This window comes from Paraburkholderia sp. ZP32-5, from assembly GCF_021390495.1.
In the GTDB taxonomy this organism is placed as follows: domain Bacteria; phylum Pseudomonadota; class Gammaproteobacteria; order Burkholderiales; family Burkholderiaceae; genus Paraburkholderia.
The window spans coordinates 119,581-143,408 of sequence record NZ_JAJEJP010000003.1; the positions used below are offsets into that span (position 1 = coordinate 119,581).

Annotated in this window: 24 protein-coding genes and 1 pseudogene; 12 read left to right on the top strand and 13 right to left on the bottom strand. The window is 65.7% G+C overall.

What is annotated here, in order from left to right; genetic code table 11:
* Positions 1-2,295: a heavy metal translocating P-type ATPase gene (locus tag L0U82_RS33185; RefSeq protein ID WP_233837767.1), complete on the bottom strand. Its 2,295-nt coding sequence runs from the start codon at positions 2,293-2,295 to the stop codon at positions 1-3.
* A 204-nt stretch (positions 2,296-2,499) separates the two neighbouring features.
* Between L0U82_RS33185 and L0U82_RS33190 the strand changes: the two genes are divergently transcribed.
* The 3 genes from L0U82_RS33190 to L0U82_RS33200 all read left to right on the top strand — a co-directional run bounded on the left by L0U82_RS33190 (position 2,500) and on the right by L0U82_RS33200 (position 6,040).
* Positions 2,500-2,988: a CreA family protein gene (locus L0U82_RS33190; protein WP_233837769.1), complete on the top strand. Its 489-nt coding sequence runs from the start codon at positions 2,500-2,502 to the stop codon at positions 2,986-2,988.
* A gap of 95 nt (positions 2,989-3,083) precedes the next feature.
* A complete protein-coding gene (gene phaZ / locus L0U82_RS33195; protein WP_233837771.1) occupies positions 3,084-4,400 on the top strand; it encodes a polyhydroxyalkanoate depolymerase in 1,317 nt (438 codons plus the stop codon).
* Positions 4,397-6,040, top strand: coding sequence for a bifunctional aminoglycoside phosphotransferase/ATP-binding protein (locus L0U82_RS33200; protein ID WP_233837773.1), 1,644 nt, complete (start codon positions 4,397-4,399; stop codon positions 6,038-6,040). The genes phaZ and L0U82_RS33200 overlap by 4 nt, the downstream gene beginning before the upstream one ends.
* A gap of 34 nt (positions 6,041-6,074) precedes the next feature.
* On the opposite strand, the gene L0U82_RS33205 is transcribed toward L0U82_RS33200, so the two are convergent.
* From L0U82_RS33205 to L0U82_RS33240, 8 genes are all read right to left on the bottom strand, one after another.
* Entirely contained in the window at positions 6,075-6,350 is a 276-nt protein-coding gene (locus tag L0U82_RS33205; protein WP_233839295.1) for a DUF1488 domain-containing protein, read from the bottom strand.
* 162 nt (positions 6,351-6,512) lie between these two features.
* Complete coding sequence (locus tag L0U82_RS33210) at positions 6,513-7,994, bottom strand: efflux transporter outer membrane subunit (protein WP_233837775.1); 1,482 nt, start codon at positions 7,992-7,994, stop codon at positions 6,513-6,515.
* The gene (locus tag L0U82_RS33215; RefSeq protein WP_233837777.1) at positions 7,972-9,057 is read right to left on the bottom strand and encodes an HlyD family secretion protein; all 1,086 of its coding nucleotides are present in this window, start codon (positions 9,055-9,057) and stop codon (positions 7,972-7,974) included. Before L0U82_RS33215 ends, L0U82_RS33210 begins: the two co-directional genes overlap by 23 nt.
* Positions 9,054-9,758 carry an ABC transporter ATP-binding protein gene (locus tag L0U82_RS33220; protein ID WP_233839296.1) on the bottom strand — a complete coding sequence of 235 codons (705 nt, stop codon included), beginning with the start codon at positions 9,756-9,758 and terminating at the stop codon, positions 9,054-9,056. The genes L0U82_RS33215 and L0U82_RS33220 overlap by 4 nt, the downstream gene beginning before the upstream one ends.
* Positions 9,755-10,891, bottom strand: coding sequence for an ABC transporter permease (locus tag L0U82_RS33225; RefSeq protein WP_233837779.1), 1,137 nt, complete (start codon positions 10,889-10,891; stop codon positions 9,755-9,757). Before L0U82_RS33225 ends, L0U82_RS33220 begins: the two co-directional genes overlap by 4 nt.
* Positions 10,892-11,036: 145 nt before the next feature.
* Positions 11,037-11,351 (bottom strand): HPF/RaiA family ribosome-associated protein, encoded by a 315-nt coding sequence (locus L0U82_RS33230; protein WP_233837780.1) that lies wholly within the window; start codon positions 11,349-11,351, stop codon positions 11,037-11,039.
* Between the two features lie 129 nt (positions 11,352-11,480).
* Positions 11,481-12,317, bottom strand: a complete 837-nt coding sequence (locus L0U82_RS33235) for a potassium channel family protein (protein ID WP_233837781.1) — start codon at positions 12,315-12,317, stop codon at positions 11,481-11,483.
* Between the two features lie 146 nt (positions 12,318-12,463).
* The gene (locus L0U82_RS33240; protein WP_233837782.1) at positions 12,464-12,706 is read right to left on the bottom strand and encodes a hypothetical protein; all 243 of its coding nucleotides are present in this window, start codon (positions 12,704-12,706) and stop codon (positions 12,464-12,466) included.
* 373 nt (positions 12,707-13,079) lie between these two features.
* Between L0U82_RS33240 and acs the strand changes: the two genes are divergently transcribed.
* Both acs and L0U82_RS33250 read left to right on the top strand, forming a co-directional pair.
* Positions 13,080-15,056 carry an acetate--CoA ligase gene (gene acs / locus L0U82_RS33245; RefSeq protein WP_442793709.1) on the top strand — a complete coding sequence of 659 codons (1,977 nt, stop codon included), beginning with the start codon at positions 13,080-13,082 and terminating at the stop codon, positions 15,054-15,056.
* Between the two features lie 152 nt (positions 15,057-15,208).
* Positions 15,209-15,820, top strand: coding sequence for an acetate uptake transporter (locus tag L0U82_RS33250; protein WP_233837783.1), 612 nt, complete (start codon positions 15,209-15,211; stop codon positions 15,818-15,820).
* Positions 15,821-15,864: 44 nt separating this feature from the next.
* Here the strand turns inward: L0U82_RS33250 and L0U82_RS33255 are convergent, their stop codons facing one another.
* Genes L0U82_RS33255 through L0U82_RS33265 form a run of 3 tightly spaced genes read right to left on the bottom strand, consistent with a single transcriptional unit; the run spans position 15,865 to position 17,103 of the window.
* Positions 15,865-16,317, bottom strand: a complete 453-nt coding sequence (locus L0U82_RS33255) for a hypothetical protein (RefSeq protein ID WP_233837784.1) — start codon at positions 16,315-16,317, stop codon at positions 15,865-15,867.
* A 49-nt stretch (positions 16,318-16,366) separates the two neighbouring features.
* Positions 16,367-16,891 carry a flavodoxin family protein gene (locus tag L0U82_RS33260; protein WP_233837788.1) on the bottom strand — a complete coding sequence of 175 codons (525 nt, stop codon included), beginning with the start codon at positions 16,889-16,891 and terminating at the stop codon, positions 16,367-16,369.
* A gap of 47 nt (positions 16,892-16,938) precedes the next feature.
* Positions 16,939-17,103 (bottom strand): hypothetical protein, encoded by a 165-nt coding sequence (locus tag L0U82_RS33265; protein ID WP_233837790.1) that lies wholly within the window; start codon positions 17,101-17,103, stop codon positions 16,939-16,941.
* 253 nt (positions 17,104-17,356) lie between these two features.
* On the opposite strand from L0U82_RS33265, the gene L0U82_RS33270 reads away from it, so the two are divergent.
* Genes L0U82_RS33270 through L0U82_RS33280 form a run of 3 tightly spaced genes read left to right on the top strand, consistent with a single transcriptional unit; the run spans position 17,357 to position 19,565 of the window.
* Positions 17,357-18,196: a universal stress protein gene (locus L0U82_RS33270; protein WP_233837792.1), complete on the top strand. Its 840-nt coding sequence runs from the start codon at positions 17,357-17,359 to the stop codon at positions 18,194-18,196.
* Positions 18,197-18,237: 41 nt separating this feature from the next.
* A complete protein-coding gene (locus tag L0U82_RS33275; RefSeq protein ID WP_233837795.1) occupies positions 18,238-18,741 on the top strand; it encodes a universal stress protein in 504 nt (167 codons plus the stop codon).
* Positions 18,738-19,565 (top strand): universal stress protein, encoded by an 828-nt coding sequence (locus tag L0U82_RS33280; protein WP_233837797.1) that lies wholly within the window; start codon positions 18,738-18,740, stop codon positions 19,563-19,565. The genes L0U82_RS33275 and L0U82_RS33280 overlap by 4 nt, the downstream gene beginning before the upstream one ends.
* A 163-nt stretch (positions 19,566-19,728) precedes the next feature.
* Here L0U82_RS33280 and L0U82_RS33285 read toward each other — a convergent pair whose 3' ends face one another.
* Positions 19,729-20,190, bottom strand: coding sequence for a universal stress protein (locus L0U82_RS33285; protein WP_233837799.1), 462 nt, complete (start codon positions 20,188-20,190; stop codon positions 19,729-19,731).
* Positions 20,191-20,554: 364 nt separating this feature from the next.
* On the opposite strand from L0U82_RS33285, the pseudogene L0U82_RS33290 reads away from it, so the two are divergent.
* From L0U82_RS33290 to fnr, 4 genes and pseudogenes are all read left to right on the top strand, one after another.
* A pseudogene (locus L0U82_RS33290) lies at positions 20,555-21,808 on the top strand (PAS domain-containing sensor histidine kinase); the annotation flags it as partial.
* A complete protein-coding gene (locus tag L0U82_RS33295; protein ID WP_233837801.1) occupies positions 21,786-22,433 on the top strand; it encodes a response regulator in 648 nt (215 codons plus the stop codon). The pseudogene L0U82_RS33290 and the gene L0U82_RS33295, both read left to right, overlap by 23 nt.
* Before the next feature lie 145 nt (positions 22,434-22,578).
* Complete coding sequence (locus L0U82_RS33300; protein WP_233837803.1) at positions 22,579-22,986, top strand: response regulator; 408 nt, start codon at positions 22,579-22,581, stop codon at positions 22,984-22,986.
* 73 nt (positions 22,987-23,059) lie between these two features.
* Complete coding sequence (gene fnr / locus L0U82_RS33305; protein WP_233837805.1) at positions 23,060-23,794, top strand: fumarate/nitrate reduction transcriptional regulator Fnr; 735 nt, start codon at positions 23,060-23,062, stop codon at positions 23,792-23,794.
* Positions 23,795-23,828: the final 34 nt, after the last annotated feature.

Genomic DNA, 23,828 nt, shown 5'->3' on the forward strand with positions numbered 1-23,828 from the left:
TTACGCATCCTCCCGAAGCGCGTGATACAGCTCTTCCTCCTGCGCGCAGTGCAGGCGCACGATGGCGTCGAGCCCGTAAAGCAGACGCTGGAACTCGCGCAAGCTGTCCGGGTCGGGCCCTTCGGGCGGCACGCTCGCCGTCATCTGTCCCAGCAGCCGCACCATGCGGAATATCTCCCGATGTGTGCCGCTCAGTGCGCCCATCGGATCCTCTCCCCCCACGAGCCTCGCGAGACCCGGATAGACGTCCATGTCATCGTGCTGTTCATGCGGCACGAGCTGTTTTGCAAGCGATGCGTTCACGCTCGCGAGCGCGTTGGCCACCGAGGCTCCGGGCATGCGCGGCAGCTCGTCCGCGAGTCGTCTGATCCGCTCCATCAATGGACCGAGTTCGGTGTGACCGGCCTTCAGCGTGTCCGCGTCACCGCGTGCAAGGCCGCCGCCGTGCGCCCGCGAACGTATCCGTAGCGCGCGCAATGCGTTCGCGATCACCGCGACGTCGATCAGCTCCTGCAACAGCGCGCCCGGTAACGGCGGCAAGTAGCCGGCGGCGGCCACGGCCATCGCGGCGAACGACATCGCCATGCCCGCGATCACGCTTTGAAGCGCGATCCGCCGCGTCTGGCGAGCGACCCGCAACGCTTCCACGAGGCGGTCCAGACGGTCGACCAGCAGCACCACGTCGGCCGCTTCGGACGACGCGGCCGCGCCGCGCGCGCCCATCGCCACGCCGACATCGGCGGCGGCGAGCGCCGGAGCGTCGTTGACGCCATCGCCGACCATGATGACCGTGCCGCCTTCGCCGCGTGCGGCCTGAATGGCCGCGAGCTTGTCCGACGGCGTTTGCTCGGCTCGCACCTCGGTCACGCCAAGCATCGAGCCCACGGTTTGCGCCACGTCGCGCCGGTCGCCGGTGAGCATGACGAGCCGTCTGATGCCTTCGTGGCGCAGCAGGCGCAGCGCGCGCGGCGTTTCGAGGCGGATCTGGTCCGCCATCAGCAGCGCGCCCGCCATCGAGCCGTCGATAGCAACGAAGACGGCCGACGCGCCCTCGTAGGCGACGCGCTGAAGAAACGCCGTGCTCCACGGCGCCGGCGTCGCCACGGACGATACATAGGCAAACGAGCCGATCGCGACGTCCCGCCCGTCCACCTTGCCGCTCACGCCCGCGCCGGGCTGCTCGGCGACCTGCGCCGGCATCGAAAGCGTCACCCCGCGTTCGCGCGCGGCGGCAATCACGGCTTCGGAAATGACGTGCGCCGAAGCCTGAGCGATCGATGCGGCGAACCGCAGCACCGTGTCCGGTTCGATACCCGGCCCGCTTTCCACGCTCACGAGCCGCGCATTGCCGCCGGTCAGCGTTCCGGTCTTGTCGAAGAAGAGCACGGTGGCCTGCGCGAGCCGTTCCAGCGCGCCGCCGCCCTTGATCAGCACACCGCGCTTCGCGCAGCGCGACATGCCGGCGGCGATGGCCACCGGCACCGCAAGGATGAGCGGGCACGGGGTGGCAACCACCAGCACGGCAAGCGCGCGCGTCACGTCGCCCGCGATGAGCCAGCTCGCGCCGGCCAGCAGCAGCGCGGCGGGCACGAACAGCAGCGCATAGCGATCGGCGAGACGAGCCGCCGGGCTGCGCTCCTGCTGCGCGGTGCGCACCATGCGCACGATGCCGGCAAAGGTGCTGTCACCGGCGCTTGCCGCCGCCACCATTTCGAAGGCGGCGCCGAGGCTGACGGCGCCGCTGCGTACCGCTTCCCCCGGCGAGCGCAGTTGCGCGGCCGCCTCGCCGGTCAGCGACGATTCGTCGAGCTGCGCATAGCCGGCAAGCGTTCCATCGACCGGCACGAATTCGCCGCCGCGCACCAGCAGGCGGTCGCCTGCAGCGACGGCATCGAGTGCCACGCGGCGCCATTCGTTCGCCTCGAAGCGGTTGGCGTAGCGCGGCGCATGCTTCAGCAGCGCGGTCAGTTCGCGTCGCGCGCGTTGCTGAGCGTAGTTTTCCAGGGCGCGCCCGCTTGCAAGCATCAAGGCGATGACCGCGGCGGTCAGATATTCGCCCAGCGCAAGCGCGCAGCCGCTGGCGACGAGCGCAAGCACGTCGACGCCGGCTTGATGCCGCCGCAGTGCGTCGATGACGGAAATCGCCAGCATCCCGAGCACCGGCAATGTCCCCGCGACCCATATCGCGTTCGCCACGGCGCTTCGTCCCAATGCGGCGAACGACAGCGCGATGACCAGACAGCTCGCCGAGACGAGCAGGAGGGCGAAATCGGCGGAGCGAAGCGCGCGTGACATGGCGGATCGGGAATGGTGACCGTATCTGGACCCGCTCCATGCGCGAGCGCCCGAGCCGGCAAATGCAGGATGACGTGGCGGCCACGGTGCTCCGTTGATATGCATCAAAGGTCGACCGGGGCGGCCAGGTACGCTGAACTGACGCACGCACCATGCTTGCGAACGTGACATCGGGTGCGGGCCCGCCGCGCAAGGGAGACTGTCATGGCGAGTTGCCGATCTATCGTAACGAGGCTCGCGGCCGGCGCCGCGGCCTTCAGCGCCTGCGCCGTACCCATCATCGTTCATGGCGAGGAACTCGCGAACGTGGCGACGCATTCGCAGCGCTACGGCGCGTACATCAGCATCTCGGCGTACGACGATCCGCTGCTCAAGGGCGTGACCTGCTACCTGTCAGGCGCGCGCGCCGAAAACTGGGGCAACTATTCGCAACTGGATCGAAGCGCCGGCGTGACCGTGGCGTGCCGGCAAGTCGGCAAACTGCGCACGCCTGCCCGGATTCCCGCGCAGGCGCTGGTATTCGACGAATCCGCGAACCCGATTTTCAGCGCCATTCACGTGGTACGGATTCTCGACGCGAGACGCTCGGCGGTGCTGTACTTCAGCTACACGGAAAGCGATGTGGCCGGCGATCTGCCCGGCCACATCGACGTCATCCGTCTGCCCGCCGACGGCAATCGCGCGGGCCAGTAGCAGTCCGGCCGTGGCGGCGCGGCAGCGCGCGGCGGGCTCGGCCGGGAGTTCGTATGAGCTGGGCGCCGTGCTATCGACGCCAGCCGGAGCCGACCATGTGGTACGCCTTCATCGATGCACAGCGACGTCTGACCCGCGCCTTCGCCGGCGCGCTGCTGGCGGAATCCGGCGGGTCCGCGCCATCGCGGTCACACTGGTTCACGCCGGAAAATGCGACCGATGCGTTCAGCCAGTGGCTGCTCAGATCGGCGTGCGCGTTCGAACAGCCGCCGCCGTTCGCCATTGGCCCGGTGGCGGGTGACGGCAGGTGGATCGCCGTCGAGGAAAGCGTCGTCGCATCGCTGCCGGCCGGCGCATTGCGCCGCTTCAGACGCAACCTGACGACGCCATGTGCGGACCCAAAGCTGCCGGTCCTGCTGTGCGCGCCGCTCGCCGGACATCACGCGGTCATGCTGCGCGAAACCGTCGAGACCTTGCTCGAAGAGCGCGACGTGTTCCTCACGGACTGGGCCGACGCACGCGACGTGCCACGCGAAGCCGGGCCGCTGTCGCTCGACGACTACGTGCTCGCTGTCGAGCACTTCGCCGGCGCTGCTTGCGCGCTGGGGTCGCCAGTCCATGCTGTCGCGATCTGCCAGGCGGCCGTGCCGGCGCTCGCCGCCGCCGCGCTATCGGCAGCGGCTCAGCCGCGCCCAATCGCGAGCGTGTCGCTGCTCGGCGGCCCGATCGATACCCGTCTGAACCCGACCGTCATGAATCGTTTCGCGAACACGCACACGCTCGACTGGTTTCGCGACCACGCGATCGACATCGTCCCGCCGCCGTGTCGCGGCGCCGGCCGGCGCGTCTATCCGGGCTTCGTGCAGCAGGCGGCCCTTCTCGCCGTCCACCCGGAGCGGCATCTGCATCTCGAATCCGATTACTGGTCCTGCTGGTTCGCCGGCGACATGGCGGGCGCCGCGCGAGCGCTGCGCTCGCTGAACGAATACGCGGCGGTGCTCGACATGGCGGAATGCTATTTCCTCGATATCGTTCGCGTGGTCTTTCAGGACCATCTGCTGCCGCGCAATCTGTGGTCCGTCGCCGGACGCCATGTGGACAGCGCCGCGCTACGCGACATGCCGTTGTGCACGATCGAGGGCGACTGCGACGACATCACGGGCGCGCAGCAGTGCCATTGCGCGCATGCGCTGTGCGGCGCGGCGCGGCCTGCTTCGACGCGGATACGACGGCGGCTCACCGTGACGCAATGCAATCACTACGAGCTCTTTACCGGCCCGCGCTGGCGCGATGCCGTTTTTCCGGCGTTGCGCGCATTCTGGAGCGAAGCCGAGGACATCGCGTCGAACGGGCGCGACGAGCGCGGCACGACCACCCTGGCCGGCGTATCGGGCAGCAGGAGCGCCGCATGAGATCGCAGCCGATGCGCCAGCATCGCGCACGCCGCGCTAATACGCCGGTTCGGGGCATCCAGCACGTCGCCAACCGTGTCCGCGCCGCGCGGCGCGCACTACGCGGGCTCGACGCAGCGTTGCGCAGGGCCGCCACCTACCGGCATCCCGCGGGAAGGATCGTCCGGATCGAAACGCATATTTCGGTCGTGTATCTCGCCGGGCGCTTCGCCTACAAGATCATCAAACCCGTCGCGCCGGGCTTCGCGGATTTCACCCCTGCTGCAACACGCGAGCGCTGCTGCGAAGCGCAGCTCCGTCTGAACCGGCCGCTGGCGCGCGGCCTTTACGTCGGCGTTCTGCCGATCACTCGCGCCGCCGGCACGCTGAAACTCGGTGGCGGCGGCACCCCGGTCGAGCACGCGGTCAGAATGCGCCGTTTCGCCGAGGCGATGCTGTTTTCGAGTCTTGCGGCACACGGCATGCTTACGCCGCGCGACATCGACGGCGCGGCCGCGCGTCTCGCCGACTACTATCGCCGCGCGCCGCGCGACGTGCCCGTGACCCGCTACGGCAGTGCCGCGTTGCTGCGCAGCCAGGTCGAGGCGATCAGCGCCCCGCTGGTTGCCGGCTACGGCCACCCGGCACTGCCCGGCATAGCGTCGTGGTGCGCGCAACAGCTGAACGATCTTGCGCCACTGATCGATCGACGCCGCGCCGACGGCTTCGTGCGTGGCTGCCATGGCGATCTGCATCTGGACAACGTGGTGCGCTGGCGCGGCGCGATTGCGATGTTCGACTGTATCGACTTCGACGATGCATTGCGCTGGATCGATGTCGCCGCCGACATCGCTTTCCTCGTCATGGATCTGCGCGCGCGTGCCGGAGCACGCTTTGCCAACCGCTTGCTGAACCGTTGGCTCGAACTCTCGGGCGACTATGCGGCGCTTTCATTGATGCCGCTGTACGTGGCGTACCGGGCGCTGGTGCGGGCATGGGTTGCCTGCCTGAAAGCCGGCACGGCGGCGCGCGAAGGCGCCACCGTGCCGCGGGACGCCGAACGCTACATCGAGATCGCACGGCAGCAGACGCGCAAGCCGGGTCCCGTGCTGCTGTTGTGTCATGGTTATTCCGGCTCGGGCAAATCGGTCGCGAGCCGCGCGCTCGCGGATCTGAGCGGCGCGGTGCGCATATCGAGCGATGCCGAACGCAAGCGCATGCAGCCGTCGCTCGATGCCAGGGCCGCGCTTGGCGCGCAACACTACACCGACGCGGCACGGCATGCGGTCTATGAACGCCTGCTGGACATCGCAGCCGGCGTGCTGCAAAGCGGCCATAGCGCAATCGTCGATGCGACCTTTCTCGAAGGGCGCCACCGTCGCGCGTTTTTCGCGCTCGCCGAACGGCTCGGCGTGCCGGCCCGCATTCTCGACTTTCGCGCCGAAACCGCGGTGCTTGCGCGACGCATCGAAGCGCGCGCGCAGGGTCCGCGTGATCTGTCCGACGCGAACACCGCGACGCTCAGGCGTCAACTGGACGATGCGCAAGCGCTGACGTCCGCCGAACAGGCACGGACCGTGTCATTCGATACCGCGGTTCCAGTCGAAACGTTCGATACCCCCGCGTTCTGGCAGCCTGTCCTCGAGCTGATGCTTCGCTGAAGGATTGGGCGCGGCGGCTTTGCGATTCAGGGATTCAGGTACAGAACCTGAAAAAGCCGCTGTGCAGCAGCACGGGCTTCGCGCCGACTTCGTCGAGCAGGCGCTGCGCGGCCAGTTCGATCTCGAAGCGATGCGCGACGAACGCGCTGACGAGATCTTCCTCACGCAGCGAGTGGGCGCCGAAATGATCTTCGAGCGCTTCGGCCGTGATCGCGCACTGCACGGGGTGGTCGTCGACGAGCGCCGGAAACGCCAGCACCAGATCCCGCGCGCAATATTCGGGGAGGCTCGATGGAAACGAAATATGCATGGTGACAACCTCTTCGGGCATGAAATGACGCACCGGTTGACCTTCGACGCATCGGAGGCTGTACGGCGTACCCCAGCTTAGCCGTCCGCGATGCCGCGAACTTGACGCACATCAAGGCGGCGAATGCTCGCGGCAAGGGGGAAATGGCAAGCGGCACGGTACTCACGGCTCGCGGATCAGCCCGCCGCCGAGCGCCGCATACAGCGCAACCGTGTCCTGGAGGCGCTGCGCGTTTGCCTCCAGCCACGCGATGCGAGCCTGATGATATTGGCCGTCCGCGATCAGAATCTGCAGGTAACCCACCGTGCCGGCCAGGTAAGAGGTTTTCAGCAGGCGCAGCGCGTCGGCCGCCGCCTGCACCGCGCGAGTCTGCGCATCGACGATTTGCGCATCGTGCTCCAGCGCGCGAAGCGTGTCGGCCACCTGTGCGAATGCCGCGAGCACGACCTCGCGATACGCGGCCTGAGATTCCTGGTAAGCGTCGATCGCCGCCTTGCGCTGAAACCACAACGCTCCGCCGTGAAAGAGCGGCGCCGTCACGCCCGCGGCGATGCTCCACACCTGCCCGCTGCCGTTGCCAAGCTCATGAAACACCATGCTGTCGACTCCGCCCGACGCCGACAAAGTAATCTGCGGGAAAAGCGCCGCGGTCGCGACGCCGACGTTCGCGCTCGCCGCATGCAGCACCGCTTCCGCCTGCAGAATATCGGGCCTGCGCCTGACCAGCGACGACGGCAGCGTGCGCGGCAGCAGCCCCGGCAACGCGATGTCCTGCAACGACAGCGCGGGCGCATTCCACTGCACCGGATACATGCCCGCCAGCAGCGCCAGCAGATGCTCGGTCTGCGCGCGCTTCTGTTCGAGCGCGGGCACCGAGGCCTCGAGCGTGGCCATCTGATTCTGCAGCGACAGCACCGCCGACCATGCGCTGGCCCCGGCCGTCACCTGCGCTTCGGTGATGCCGATCTGCTCACGCACGAGCCCGATCATTTCCTGCGTTGCGGCAATCTCGTCGCTATACGCGGCTCGCGCGATCATCGCGTTGACGACGTTCGCGGCGAGTGTCAGGTAAGTCGCGGCGAGCGCGTAGCGTTGCGCGTCGGTTTGCGCGGCCAGCGCCTCGACCGCCCGGCGCTCGCCGCCCCAGATGTCCAGCGTGTAGCTGATCGTGGCCGATAACGTGAACAGATTGAAAACCGTCGTCGGCGCCTCGATGCCGCTGCGCAACGGCGAGTAGCGCTGGCGGGACGCATTGGCCTCGCCGTCAACCTGCGGATAGAAGATGCCCGCGCCCGCGCGCAACAGATCGTCGCTGCGGCGCAGGCTCGCCTCGCCGCCCGCGAGTGTCGCGTTGCCGGTCAGGGTTTCGTCGACCGCGGCGTCGATCGCGGCGCTGCCGAATGCGGTCCACCAGTCCTCGCGCACGCCGGTGTCCGATGCAAGCGTCTGCACGCCGCCGGGTGCCGCGAAGCTGTGCTGCTCGGTCCTGACGTACCGGTCGACAGACGGCGCCGGCGGCCGGGAGAAGTCTGGCCCGACCATGCACGACGTCACGAGCGCGACACCAGGCGCAAGCGCGGCCCAGCGCGCGATGCGCCGGCATGCGGCGCCGAAGCGGCGTCTATTTCGCGGCAATGTACACATCGACGATCTGCCCCGGAAAAAGACGCGTGCCCTTTTGCGGCACGACGCGAAACAGCACGGGCAATACGCGAACATCGACGCGCTCCGTGCGCTGATCGGTCAGCTGGATCTTCGGCGTCACGTACGGCTGCACGCGCATGAACTGCAATTCGGCCTGCACCGAGGTGCCGCGAATGAACATCCGGGCTTTCGTGCCATGCAGATCCGGCAGGCGGCTGATCAGGATTTCGTCGACATAGCAGCGCACCGCGAGCTGGTCCGACGGTGTGCCGAGCACGAGCGCGGGCGCGCTGCCCTGCGCATACGTGTCGTACACGCCTTGCGGCGACAGATAGGCGCCGAGCGCGGTATTCACCGACAGCACCACGCCGTCGGCGGGCGCGCGCAACGTGTAACGCTCGAGTTGCGCGCTGGCTGCCTCGGCCGCCTTGCGCAGCGCTTCGACCTGGCGCTCCTGATTGCGCACGTCGAACGACCATGCGCCCGCACGCGTGAGCCTGTACTGCCGCATCACGACGTCCAGATTCGCGCGCGCGACCGCCACGCCGTTAGCGGCGTTATCGAGCGTGTCGCGACTCACGCTTTTCGGATCGATGTCGTACGCGTGCTTCTGCTTGTCGAACTGATCCTGCGCCATCTTCAGGCTCGCGCCCGCGGCGACCACCTGCGCACTGGCGACATTCAGCGTCTCGGGCCGCGGTTGCGCGCGCAATTCGTCGAGCAGCGACTGCGCGGCCTCGGCTTGCGCGGCGAGCTGCGCGGCGGTGGCGGCCTGCACCGACGCATCGATCGTCAGCAGCGGCTGGCCGCGGCTCACTCGGTCGCCATCGTGCACGAGGACTTGCGTGACGGCGCCCGACACGTCCGGATAAATATTGATGTTCGCGCCGGCAGGCTGATCGCTCTCGACGATGCCAGTCGCGTAGACGCCCTGCGTGTACGGGTTCGATGCCGGCTCGAACACGGGCGGCTGCGGCGCCTGCTGGATCCCGTAGACCCACGCCGCTGCCACGCCGGCGATGAAGCCCGCGAACGACAGAATGAACAGCAGCTTGCGTTTCACTTTCCGCCTCCGGCGTCGATCGTCTTCAGCCTGCCGTCTTCCATATGCATGACCCGATCCGCGTATTCGAAAATGCGGCTGTCGTGCGTAACGATCACGATGCACCGATGCGCGTTGAGCACCTTGTGCTTGACGAACTCGATCACCGAGCGCCCCGTGTCGCCGTCGAGCGATGCGGTCGGCTCGTCGAGGATCAGGATGTCGGGCTGGCTCACGATCGCGCGTGCAATCGCCACGCGCTGCTGTTCGCCGCCGGACAGTTTCACCGGCGGCAAGCCAGCGCGGTTTTTCAGACCTACCACGTCGAGCCACGACAGCGCCTCGTTGATCGATTCGTCCCAGTCGCGACGTTTCAGGATCAGCGGAATGGCGACGTTTTCGGCCGTGGTCAGGCGCGGAAACAGGTGGTAGTCCTGGAACACGAAGCCGATGCGCCTGAGTCTGAAGTCGGCGATCGCATCGTCGCGCTGTTGCCACAAATCGACGCCGTCGATCGATACCGAGCCCGAATCCGGCCGCAAGATGCCCGACACCACGCTCAGCAACGTGGTCTTGCCGCTGCCCGACGGGCCGACGATCAGCAGCATCTCGCCGAAATAGGCCTGCATCGCGACATCGCGAAGCGCCTGCGTGCGAGCCTCGCCCTCGCCGAACGACTTGTTCACGCCGCGTGCGTCGATCGCGACCGCGCTCATCGTCAGCCCCGGAAAATATCGAACGGCTCGATGCGCAGCACCCGGCGCACGCCGAGATAGCTCGACGACGCGGCGATCACGACGACCATTGCGAACGCGAGCGCGAGGTTGCCGAACGTGATCATTGCCGCGTAGTCGGGGATGCGCAGCCGCGCGAGACTGATCGACGCCGCGCACAGCCCCACGCCGAGGCCATAACCGGTCAACGCGGTGAAGGTGGCCTGGAACAGGATCATCGCGACGAGTTCATGACTTTTCGCCCCGATCGCCTTCAACGCGCCGAATTTCTCGAGGTTCTCCAGGATGAACGTGTAAAACGTCTGCCCGGAAATCGACAGCCCGACGATGAAGCTGATCGCGGTCATTAACAGGATGTTGGTGCCGAGGCCCGTTTCGTATTTGTAGAAGCGCGCGATGCGCTGCATGAATTCGTTTCGGGTATAGGCGACGTATCCGAGCGACGCGACCACGCGCTTGATACGCGGAATATCGGCCGCCGATTTCGGTTCGACCAGAATGTAGGAGGTGGTGTAGCGCGTCGTTGGAATGTATTCGACCGCCCGCTTGTACGTCGTATAGAGCGTCGGGGTGCCGAACAGCCCGCTGCTCGCCACCGACGCGATGCCCACCACGACGCCGCGATGATCGTTGAGTTCGAAATCGGAGCCGAGCCGCGGATTGTGCAGTTTGACGAACTCGGCGTCGTCGATCGCGATGAAACCGTTTTCCGCGTAAATGTCTTCGATGCGGCCGGCCTTCATCTTCGGCCAGCCGAACAGGCTCGCATCGTCGAGACCGATCACCGTGACGGCCTGGTACGTGCCGTCGCGCAGGCGTACCAGCGCCGCGCCCGAATAGAGCGGTACCGCGTATTTGACGCCGTCGATGCTGCGCACTACATCGAGCACGTAATCGGGCATGCCGATGCTGCTCGCGATCGTCTGCACGGCCGGGTCCATCACCCACATCTTCGCCCCTATGTTGATGACCGTCGACGACGACTTGTTCAGAATGCCCGCGAACAGCGAGGTCATTTCGATCATCAAGAAAACGGCGAACGTAATGCCGACGATCAGCGCGGTGAACTTCGCGCTATCGTTGACGAGCAGTTTGAACGCGAGACGCAGTATTCCCTTCATGTGCGCGGTTCCTCGGGGATACGGAAGTGGGCGCGCGCCGTCATGGGTTGCCGTTCGACGGGCTATCCGGGCCCACTGCTATCTTCGTTCGTCACCGCGGCCCGGGATTGACCTGAATCAACGCCGCGCGACGACAGCAGGCGCGTTAGCGCGTGTGCCGATTCGCCGCCGCTATTTGAAGTTCCTTTTCCGCGAGATCGAACGCACCGCGAATCGCCGCCTCCGCGCTCGTCCCGGCGCAGTGCGCGATCGGCTTGAGATCGTGCGTAGGCGTAATCAGATCGAGCCGCACGTCGTAAAGGAAACCGGCGCGGTTGGGAGGCAACGCTTCAATCACGAGGTGGCAGTTCGCAATGAGATCGCCGAAGCGCGCGAGTCGAACCAGTTGCGCCCCGGCTTCGGCTTCGAGCGGCGCGGCGCCGGCAAAGCCCAGATACACAATCTGCATGCCGATGCCCATGATTGCCTCCCCCGTCCGGAACATTGCTCGGGCGCTTCCCGCACACATCGCCAGCAACCCGTCTACATCGTGTCCCTACCGGAAGTGCGGGCATTGACATGCGTCAAGCGTAATGAAAGGCAGTTGGAGCTATTGCCGGTTCGCGCGCGTGCCCGCATCCGCGTCGTCCTGTCGCGCGTGGCCTCCGATCGTCTCGCGCAATGCCTCCAGCTCGGCATGCATGCGGATGATCCTGTCGTTCAGATGCTTGATGTCGCGATGCATCTCGCGTCGCAGCGCCCTCTCGTCCTTGCCGATGAATGCCGCGGCAATGCTGGCGAAAACGAGCGACAACATGCCGTAACCGAGCAGCACGACGAATGCCGCGAACACCCGCGATGCCGGCGTCGTCGGCGCAATATCGCCATACCCGACGGTCGCGCTGCTTTCGAACGCCAGCCAGAGCCCTTCCGCGTATGAATGCACACGAGGCTCGAGCCAATAGAATCCGGCGCCCGCCATCGCCAGCACGCATGCGCCGGCCAGCAATAGCCACATCAGCCGATTCGGCGCGAAAAAAGACCGCAGCGACAGCACGATGCGCAACGCCACGATAGCCATGAACGACAAGCGCAGCAGCCATTCGACCGGTTGCCACGGTGGCGTGCCAAAGCCGCTGCTGAGCGCGGCGCCTGCCGCGATTGCGATGTCGAGCCAGTTATCGGCGAGCAGCGTCCTGGGGTGCCTGCTCAGATGGGCCAGCCAGGCAAGCGACGATGCAAAGCCGGCGGACACGCATAGGTACAGCGTGCGCGAGATCGCGACGGCCAATTGGCCGGGAACCGTCAGTTCGACATAGAAGGCTGGGATCGCGCAAAGACTCAGCGCGGGCAGTATCCAGCGCAGGCGGTGCCACGCGCGAACAGCCCGCGGGCTGTCGTGCGGCCTTACACCCGCCATGCCGTAACCGCCGAGGTCGTTTTGCATCGTGTGAGCCGCCATCGCGCGAAGCACTCCGCGCGGACCAGCATTTGCCTGACGCCGCGCCAACGCGGCAACACGTTGTCGGGCCGCGCCATCCTGTTTTGCAGGCTAGCCGAGGTCTGGCGGGATCCGTTGACATGGATCAGCACCTAGAAGAAACGCGTGCACATTGCCGGGGCCTGCGCGACGGGCGGGAATACATCCCAGCATCCCTTGGCATGACGGAAGAACACGATCGACAGCGCTCCGGAAGAGATGGTCCCTTCGAGCCTGACGTAGCGCGCCCGCGTGAGCGCCATGCGGCCGGTGTGCACGACATGCGCGGGTGAAGCGCCAGTCGGAGCAAGCCATTTGTCGACCAGGGTTCGCAGGGGAATGATGGTGTCGTTCATCGCCGTCTCCTCAATCTCGCCGATCCCGACGCCGGACGCTCCGGCGTGCTGTCGAATTTATTATCGGCAATGGACTTCGTTATCTGAATCAGCGACGGCGGAAACGCGAGTAGTCCACCGAGCCTGACCGTAGGAATCGGCTTACGTCGCCTGAGCAATTCGATGACATCACTGGTGGTTCGTCGCGACAGGTCGAACAGGTGTCATGCCCCCCCGATTGATCTGAGTCAATCGCGCCCCTTCTCGTCCGCAACACACTGGCCGTGCATTCAAAGCACCTGTCGCGCAATGCGCGCGGACGATCGGCCCCCTTCCGCACCTGCCGCCGCGACGCGCCCGCCTCTGTTCATCCATCCCATCCAGCGAGGAGACCATGTCCACGATCGCCGCCAACCATCGCGAACCGGAAACGGCCGCACCGCCGCTGCTCACGGGCGCGACCATCGACGGGATGGCCGCCTACGAAGCGCTCGTCAACGAAGCTCGCACCGACCGGTCCGGATTCTGGGCACGGCTCGCGCGCGAGCATCTGAGCTGGCACCGGCCCTTCACGCGGGTGCTCGACGAATCGAACGCGCCTTTTTTCAAGTGGTTCGACGATGGTCTGCTGAACGCTTCGTATAACTGTCTCGATCGCCATCTGGATAACGGCAATGCCGACAAGACCGCGATCGTCTTCGAGGCCGACGACGGCACCGTGACGACCATCACCTACCGGCAGTTGCATGCGCGCGTGTGCCGCGTCGCGAATGCGCTGCGCGCTCGCGGCGTTGCCCGCGGCGAGCGCGTGATGATCTATCTGCCGATGTCGATCGAAGGCGTTGTCGCGATGCAGGCCTGCGCGCGCATCGGCGCACTGCATTCGGTCGTGTTCGGCGGCTTCTCGGCGAAATCGCTGCACGAACGGATGGTCGACGTCGGCGCGGTCGCCGTGATCACCGCGGATGAGCAGATGCGCGGCGGCAAGAGCCTGCCGCTGAAATCCATCGTCGACGAAGCGCTCGCGATGGACGGCACCGACGGCATTCACACGGTGATCGTCTATCAGCGCACCGGCGGTCCGATCCTGTGGGACGAGCCGCGCGACTGCTGGCTGCACGAGCTCGAAGCCGCCCAGCCCGACACCTGTGAGCCGGAGTGGGTCGAGGCCGAGCATCCGCTGTTCGTGCTGTACACGTCCGGTTCGACCGGCACCCCGAAGGGCGTGCAGCACAGCACGGCGGGCTATCTGCTGTGGGCGGCGGTGACGATGAAATGGACCTTCGATCTGCGCCCCGACGACATCTACTGGTGTACGGCCGACATCGGCTGGATCACCGGTCACAGCTATATCTGCTACGGCCCGACCGCTGCCGGCGCCACCCAGGTGATTTTCGAGGGCGTGCCGACGTGGCCGAACGCGGGACGCTTCTGGGAGATGATCGCGCGCCACAAGGTCAGCATCTTCTATACGGCGCCCACCGCGATCCGCTCGCTGATCAAGGCCGCGGAACTCGACAGCGGCGTGCATCCACGCCGCTTCGATCTGAGTTCGCTGCGTCTGCTCGGCACGGTCGGCGAGCCGATCAATCCGGCCGCGTGGGAGTGGTACGCGCGCGAAGTCGGCGGCGGACGCTGCCCGGTACTCGATACGTTCTGGCAAACGGAAACGGGCGGTCACATGATCACGCCGCTCCCGGGCGCGACACCGCTCGTCGCCGGATCGTGCACGCTGCCGCTGCCGGGCATCGAGGCCGCGATCGTCGACGAGACCGGCTGCGAACTGCCGAACGGCCAGGGTGGACTGCTCGTCATCAAGCAGCCGTGGCCGTCGATGCTGCGCACCATCTGGGGCAATCCGCAGCGCTTTCGCAACGGCTACTACCCGGCGGAACTCGGCGGCCATCTCTATCTGGCGGGCGACGGCGCGATCCGTGATCCGCGGACCGGCTACTTCACGATCACCGGCCGCATCGACGATGTGCTGAACGTCTCCGGCCACCGGATGGGCACGATGGAAATCGAGTCCGCGCTCGCCGCGCATCCGCTGGTGGCGGAAGCGGCAGTGGTCGGCCGGCCGGACGAGACGATCGGCGAAGCGATCGTGGCGTTCGTCGTGCTCAAAGGTCAACGCCCGGAGAACGCGGACGCGAAGAAGGTCGCCGATCAGCTGCGCGCATGGGTCGCGAAGGAAATCGGGCCGATCGCCAAGCCAAAGGAAATCCGCTTCGGCGACAGCATGCCGAAAACGCGCTCCGGCAAGGTCGTGCGGCGCCTGCTGCGCTCCGTCGCGAAGGGCGAGGCGCTCGCGCAGGACATGTCCACCGTCGAAAACCCCACGGTGCTTCGGCAATTCGGCGAACACGCATAAGCGGCCTGTCGCCTGTTGCGACGCCCGGGCGGGCCGCGTCGATTTCCGGCCGGTCCGCGCCAATGCTTCCCGACGCTTTATTCAAGCTTTATTCAAGCTTTATTCAAGCTTCATTCAGGATTCGCTCACGATTCACTCAGGAGATGCTCACCATGAAACCCACCGCACCCAATCCCGCATCGCTCGGCCTTGCCGCCTTCGCGCTGACGACCTGGCTGCTCAGCATGATCAACGCAGGCTGGTTCGCCAACGCGTCGCTCGGGCTCGTGCTGGCGGTCGCCTTTGCGTTCGGCGGCAGTACGCAGATCGTCGCCGGACTCATGGAAATTCCACGCGGCAATACGTTCGGCGCGACCGCGTTTCTCGGCTATGGCGCGTTCTGGTGGTCGTTCGCACTGTTCGTGCTGTTTCTGCACGATCAGGTGCCAGCCGCGTTCGTCGGCTGGTATCTGCTGCTGTGGGGTGTCTTCACGTTCTACATGTGGATCGCGACCTTCCGCTCGTCGCGCGCGCTGCAATGCGTGTTCCTCGCGCTGTGGGCAACGTTCTTTCTGCTGGCCGCGAGCGAATGGTCCGGTTCGGCTGCACTGCGCCACGCAGGAGGTTATGGCGGTCTGCTGACCGCGCTGCTGGCGTTCTATCTGTCGGCGGCCGAGATCATCAACGAGTCGCTGGGCCGCACCGTGCTGCCGGTCGGCGCGAAACCGGTGGTCGTCGAAACGCAAACCGTCACGGCCGCTGTACTCACGCGCTTCGCGGATTGATATCCCGGATGGCCGCGCGCCCGACAGACGGACGGCGGCTCCCGTCATCGAGTGGCGGCCATCCATGCATGAAACTCGGCCTCGATGGCGACGATCGAATGCGCGCAGGTCGAATACAGCAGTCCCGCATTGCCGTCGGTGTCGTACATGCCGCGACACATTGCCTTCAGCCGTATCAGCGTATGACCATCATCCGTCGGCCCTTTCGATGCCGCGAGATACACGAACCCGAACGAATGCGGCAACGCGGTTTCGATGACCGCGTCGTCCGCGCGAACGATCCGGCTTGCCGAACGGGTCCTGACGAACACTTTCGTAAGCGCCCATGCCGCTTCGCAATCGACCCCCGGCTCGCAACGCACGGCGGCCTGCTGTCGCGCTTCGTACACGGCCACTTCTTCATGACGGAAGGCCGCCTCGCGCGCGGGACTGGCGCAGCCGGCGACGCCCGCCGCGCAGAGCATGGAGAGGCAGAGTCGGGGCAGTGTGCGATTCACGGTTGCACCTTCGGGGGAGTTGCGATGGCTGGCACCGCCAACCGCTCGGCTATGTCATCCACTCCAGTTCTCGCAGCACCGACATCCTGTGGCGGATCCGCTTCACGAAGACGTCGCGTTTCGCGCCGTCGACGCGCCGGTACAGATCGCGGGCCGTGATGGCGCACGTCGCGAACGGTGTCTTTTGCGCTGCTCGCGCCATCTGTTCGAGTGCCCGTTCGCTGCCGCTTATACCCAGACAGCAGAACAGCGCGAGATGCTGGATGCGCGTGCCGTGTTGTTCGAGCCACGTTTGTGCCGGTGCGCTCACGCCACCGGCCCAGACCGGTGCGCCGACGATCACCGCATCGTAAAAGGAAACGTCGAGCAGGGACGGCATGATCTCGACGCGTCGATGGCAAAGCGCATCGATCAGCGACCTGAAGTAGCCGCGCGCGCCCGTGCGCGAAACGCCGGCCTGCTCGCGGATCGGCTCGATGTCGGCATCCAGTTCGGACGCAAGCATTTCGGCGACGCGTCGCGTTGTGCCGCTGCGCGTGTAGTAGACGACGAGAATCCTGCAATGTTCCGACATGCTTCATCTCCGCTGACGGGCATCTGGTAAAGGCCTGCCGATCCGCTTCACTGCCCGGACGACGGCGGCATCGATCGCACAGGGCAGCCCGTCTCCTGCCTGGCGTCGATCAGCACTTGCAGCACACGCGTGCCGGCGGTGCTGGCGAACGTCTCGTACGCCGCCAGCATGTCGGCCTGCCTGACAAGCGGCGCCGCTTCGTCAACCGGCACTGCGAATGCGCGCCGCCACGCCACGCCCGCAAACGGCGGCGCGACTGCATGGAGCGTTCGCGCCTGTGCTGTTCGCTGTTCTCACTGTATGGGCGCATCGCTTGCCGGAATTGACCTGCATCAAGCGGCGCGCAACGTGACGACGCTTGATCTGCGTCAACGGGCGCCCCGGCCCGCACCATAGACTCGATGTCATCACGGGCCGCCGCCCGCGCTGCCTCTGTTCCCAACGTTCTGTCATGGAGCCCCGGCGATGAGCTACAAAAGTATTGTTGTCCACCTCGATACGAGTGCTCGCTCGCATCAGCGCCTGGAAATGGCGTTGCAGCTCGCTCACCGGTTTCACGCCAGGCTGACCGGGCTCTTTTCGACTTATGTGCCGCCACGCCATGCTTTCGTCGTCATGGCCGGCACCGCTGAGTACTACACCGCGCATGAGCGGCTGCGGCACGAGAAAGCCGCCGCGCTCGAGCGCCTGTTTCACGCCGAGATCGCGCGCGCGAAGGTCGGCGGTCAATGGGTCGCGGTCGACGGCTATGCGAACGACGTCGTGCCTCCTTATGCGCGCCTCGCCGATCTGATCGTGCTCGGGCAGAGCGACCCGACCGATCCCGAATCCTTCATCGCCGAACAGTTCGTCGAGCACATCGTGCTGTCGGCGGGACGGCCCGCGCTGCTGGTGCCATGCGCAGGCAGTGCGCCGTCGCCGGGCAAACACGTGCTGATCGCCTGGGACGGCAGCCGCGAAGCGACCCGCGCGGTCCACGACGCGTTGCCGTTTCTCGAGCATGCCGCGAAAGTGACGCTGCTGACGGTCCACACCAGCGGCGATCAGCCGCCGCGCGCGCGGATTCCAGGCGCCGACATCGCGCTGACGATTGCCCGCCATGGCGTGAAAGTCGACGTGCGTGAGCTGAACGTGGAGCACGGCGCATCAGTGGGCGACGTGCTGCTGTCGCAGGTGTCCGACCTCGGGTGCGACATGATCGTGATGGGCGCGTACGCGCATTCGCGGCTGCACGAAGTCATCCTGGGCGGTGCCACGCGCACGATGCTGCAATCGATGACCGTGCCGGTGCTGCTATCGCACTGAACGCGCTGAATACCGCATCTGACGAATTTGAGGGGATCGCCATGTTTCACCGGATACTGGTCGCGCTCGACGGCAGCGACACCGCCTCCCGGGCATTCGATGCCGCTCTGACACTCGCCGCCGAATCGGGCGCCGAGCTGATGCCGCTCTATGTGATCGATGTGCCCATCCTTGCCTACGACGTGCCCGGTTTCGATCCGTGCGTGATTCAGGATGCCTTTATCGACGAAGGCAAAAACATCGTCGCCGAGGCGCAAGGCCGGCTGGCCTCGCGCGGCGTCAAGGGTACGCCGCGCGTCGAAGAAACCTCGGTGCCCGGTGAAGATGTCGCCGGGCGCATCATCTCGGCGGCTGAGCACTGGCATGCCGATGCGATCGTGATGGGCACGCACGGACGCCGCGGCTTGCGGCGGCTGATGCTCGGCAGCGTCGCCGAACGGGTGCTGCGCGGCGCAAGCTGTCCGGTTCTGATGATTCCAGCCCGTGCCAGTGACGCCGCGGAACACCCGGCAGCCCGCGTAGCCAACGAAAAGGAGCTGACATGAGCTACAAGACCTTACTCGTTCACCTCGACGATAGCGATCGCTGCCAGACACGGTTGGCGCTGGCCCTCGATCTGGCACGGCGCTGGGATGCGCATCTGATCGGTCTGTATCTCGTGTGCGAGGACTCCGCGAGGCCCCTGTTCAGCGTGGACGACGAGCTGATTTCCAGCCTCGCGGCGCAGACGGCCCGGCGACGCCAGCAGGCCCAGCGGGCATTTCTCGCCATGGCCGAGCGCGCCGGACAGGCAGTCGAATGGCGCGCTCCCGCCGGGCCTCCTGTCGAGGTGGCGACGCTGCATGCGCGGCACGCCGACCTGCTGATACTTGGCCAGCCCGATCCGCGCGATCCGGCTGCGTACGTGGACAGGCATTTCGTCGGCGACCTCGTGCTCGGTGCCGGCCGCCCGGCGCTCGTGATCCCGCACGCAGGCACCGTGCCGACGCTCGGCGAAAACGTGTTGATCGCATGGGATGGCAGCCGTGAAGCCTCGCGTGCGATCGCCGATGCGCTGCCGTTGCTCAAACGGGCACGCTTCGTCGGCGTCGACATCGTGAAGCATTCGGATAACTATGACGCCTCGTCTGGCGCAATCGATGTCGCCGCCTGGCTGGAGGCGCACGACATACGCGCGTCGTTCTCGACGACGCCGCGCCACGGCATCGCCGGTACGGGGGCCACGCTACTCAACCGGGTGTCCGATCTGCACGCGGATCTTCTCGTGATGGGCGCGTATGGGCATTCGCGAGCGCGAGAGCGCGTGTGGGGCGGCGTAACGCGAACGATGCTGGAATCGATGACCGTTCCCGTGTTGATGGCGCACTGACTGAGCTAAGGCCGAAGGCCGCGCGGGGGCGATCGCGGCCGCGATGGCAGTTGGCACGACAACTGCTGCTCCGTCGAGCAAGGTCGGTGCCGCGGTTTCTCAATAACAAGCTCAACAACAAACCGCCGCGGCGCGGCCCGTGGTGATATCGAGACAGTCCGTCTCAGCGCCGCGCCTGCCCGGAGGCATCGTGTCGCACGACCAGCACAGGCTTATCCGTCGAACGAACCAGCGACTCCGCGACACTGCCGAGCAGAAAACGCTGCAGACCCTGTCTGCCGTGCGTGCCCATCACGATCAGGTCCGCGTCGATTTCGTCGGCGAGGCGCGCGAGCACGGTCGAAGCGCTTTCCGCATACGCATCGATCGTGCGCACATTGCCGCGCACGCCGGTTTCGCGCAAAAGCACCCGGGCGCCCTCCAGCGCCGCGCTGACCTCGGGCCCAGTCATGTCCACCGGCTCCGGATCCAAACCCGAACTGCCGTCCGCTGGCCATTTGCCGCGATCGACGACGCAGCAGGCTTCAACCACGGCGCCCGTGAGGCGCGCGAGTTCGAGCGCCTCGGCAAAGGCACGTTGCGCACTCGGACTGCCGTCGAGCGCAACCAGAATTCGTTCGTACATGATGGACTCCCGCTCAATGCGCGTGCGCGGCCCGAATGGGCGGCATCGCCTGGGTGCAACGACAGTGTGCGCGGCGCTCGGGCACGCGGCTTGATTCAGGTCAACCGGTGCCTGGTCCGCGCCGACACGACGGCGCAACGACGCCAGGATCGCGAGCAAACTTGCAGAATGACAACACTGCCGATACCGGTTCGGCGCGGTTACGCTGAATCCCATCGGCTGCTATAGCAAAACAGGACAAAAGATGGACCAGATGCCGACATGCGGCCGCGCCGCGGCAACGACCCGGACAGATCGGCGGTCATTGCTGACCCGCGCCGCAATGCTGTGCCTGCTGACGTATGCGATCGTGGCCATCCTGACGCTGGCACTTGCGCGGGTCGTCGCGGGTCGTCCGGCGAACGGCCACGTCGCGACGATCATCCTCGCCGCCGGCATGGCGCTGGCCGCGCTGCTCGCGGTCTGCGTCTGGATTGCCGCTGCCTCAAGTCACGTGGGCCATCATGGCGAGGCGCGCATGATGGGCGTCATCCGGTCGTCGATGGAGGCGATCATTACGATCGACGGCGCGCAGAACATCGTTTTCTTCAACCCGGCGGCGGAGCGGATTTTCGGCGTGACGGCGGCCGAGGCGATCGGCGGCCCGCTGTCACGGTTCGTGCCTCCACGCTTCCGGGCCGATCATGCGGCGCATGTCGCGCAATTCGGCGCCACCGGCATCTCCGAGACGCGCATGGGCGGGCAACGCGTGTTGCCGGGCCTGCGCGCAAACGGCGAGGAATTCCCGCTGGAAGCGTCGATTTCGCAGACTCAGGAAGACGAAGGCAAGCTCTACACGGTCATGCTGCGCGATGTCACCGAGCGGGTCAAAGCGGAAAACGCGCTGAAACAGTCGCGTGAGGAACTGCGCCAGCTATCGGCGAATCTGCAGAACGTACGGGAAGAGGAAAAGCAGCGCGTCGCGCGCGAACTGCATGACGATCTCGGCCAGCAGCTGGCCGCCTTGAAGATGGATCTGTCGACACTCGAACAGACGTTGGCCGACCGGCATGACGAGACCGCGGCCGGCGAAGACGAGCTTGTCGACCAGTTGCGCGGCATGCGCCGGGTCATCGACTCGGCAGTGGCGGCACTGCGCCGGATCGCTGCCGATCTGCGCCCCGTGATGCTTGACGATCTCGGCCTCCCCGCTGCGATCGAATGGCTCGCCAACGATTTCACGAACCGCCACGGCATCGAGGTCGTGCACCGGATCGAGCCGTCCGATATCGCTTATTCGCGGCAAAGCGCGACCGCCCTGTTTCGCATTGTTCAGGAAGCGCTGAACAACGTCGCGCGCCACGCGCAAGCAACCGTCGTCGAACTGACACTGAATACGAACGGTCCGCACTGTCAGCTACGGATAGCGGATAATGGACGAGGTGTCGGACACGAGCGCGCAGCCGGCGGTCATGACAAACCGTTCGGCCTGATCGGCGTGCGTGAACGCGTGCACCGGCTCGGTGGGTCGATCCGGATCGACACCGCGGAAAGCGAAGGCTTCGCCATTACGGTCACGTTCCCATTGCAATCAATGCAGCAGGAAGAAATCGACCATGATCAAGGTGCTGCTGGCTGACGACCACACGCTCGTGCGCGACGGGTTGCGCCATATCCTGCAGAAAGCGACCGGCTTCGACGTGGTGGGCGAAGCATCCGATAGCGTCACGACGATCGCACTGATCCGCTCGACCGACGCGCAGGTGCTGGTGCTCGATCTGTCGATGCCCGGGCGCAACGGCATCGAACTCATCAGACAGATCAAGGACGAGAAACCCGCGCTGCGCATTCTCGTGCTGACGATGCATGACGAGCAGCAATATGCGGCTCGCGCGTTCAAGGCCGGCGCGTCCGGCTATCTGACCAAGGAAAGTGCGAGTGCGGAACTGGTCGGCGCCGTGACGAAGATTGCATCGGGCGGTGTCTTCGTCAGCCTCGCGATGGCCGAACGCTTCGCGCAGAACCTGAACGAACCGGTCGAGGCGCTGCCGCACCAGCGGTTGTCCGATCGCGAATTCGACGTGTTCCGACGCATCGTCGCCGGCCAGAGCATCACGGAGATCGCCAACGAACTGTGCGTCAGCGTGAAAACGATCAGCACACACAAGACGCGCATTCTGGAAAAAATGCAGATGCCGCACGAGAACGGGCTCGTGCGCTATGCGATCCGTCACAAGCTGTTCGACGACGAAACCGATATCTAGGCGCCCCGTTTCGCTTTCTCCACGCCCGTCGCCGCTGCGCTTCATTCCGCGCTCGGAACATTCCTACAGCCACTACCTGAACTCCTGGTTCCACTTAAGGTACGGCCGATATATTTTTGAGATACGGTCGCCAATACTGGTTGACATGGATACCGTCACACCAGCCCCCGTATCGAAAGTCTTTCTCGTCGACGACGCGACCGAAGTCAGGGTACGACTCGCGCGCCTGCTCGCGCTGATTCGCGGCGTGGAAATCGCCGGAGCGTGCGGCGGTGTCGGGGACACGCTCGGCCGCATCCTCGCGAGTCAGGCCCACGTCGTGGTACTGGACCCGTGCTTTGCCGGCGAGACGAATCTCCGATTGATCAAGGCACTGTCGCGCGCGCAGCCGTCGATTATCAGCATCGTGCTGACGAACCATGGCGCGACGGCATTTCGCCGTGCGTGCCAAGCGGCAGGCGCGGATTTCTTCTTCGACAAAACAGCCGAATTCGGGCTCGCCTGCCGAGCCATCGAAGCCATCACCCATGCGCGTCGTGCGCGTTTTGCGTAGCCAACCGGAGACGATCATGCAAGCTGCAGCTTCCTGCCAATCTCGCCATCCTTTGCCTCCTACCGTGGCCGTGATGCCGATTCGCGCAGTGCATTCCGGTGCCACGGCGAGCCGTGAGACGCGTGTCGCGTCGCGTTGCTCCACCTGCTCGATGCGCGCGGTCTGCATGCCGCCCGATCTGAGCGCGAGCGAACTCGCGAAACTCGATGCGATGATCTGCACCACGCGTCCAGTCAAACGTGGAGAGACGCTGTACCGAACGGGCGACACGTTTCAGAGCATCTACGCGGTGCGCGCGGGGTCGTTCAAGACCGTGGTCATGCATCGCGACGGCCGCGAGCACGTCACCGGCTTCCAGATTGCCGGCGACGCACTCGGTCTCGACGGCATAGGCGCGGGCAAGCAGAACTGCGACGCGATCGCGCTCGAAGATAGTGCGGTGTGCATCATTCCGTTCGCGCAGCTCGAGGCGGTCTGCCGCGACATGAAGCCGATGCAGCACCATATTTATCAGATGATGAGCAGCGAAATCGTGCGCGAATCGAGCCAGATGATGCTGCTCGGCACGATGACGGCGGAACAGCGGGTCGCGACGTTTCTGCTGAACCTGTCGAAGCGCTTCAAGGCACGCGGCTTCTCGGCTGTCGAATTCCATCTGCGCATGACCCGCGAGGAAATCGGCTGCTACCTTGGGATGAAGCTCGAAACGGTGAGCCGGATGTTCTCGAAGTTCCAGCGTGAGCATCTTGTCAATGCGAACGGGAAAACCATCCGTATCGTCGATGCGCAAGGCCTCGCGCAGGTCTGAACGCAGCGCCGAGGCCCGGTCGCGGGCCAGCGTG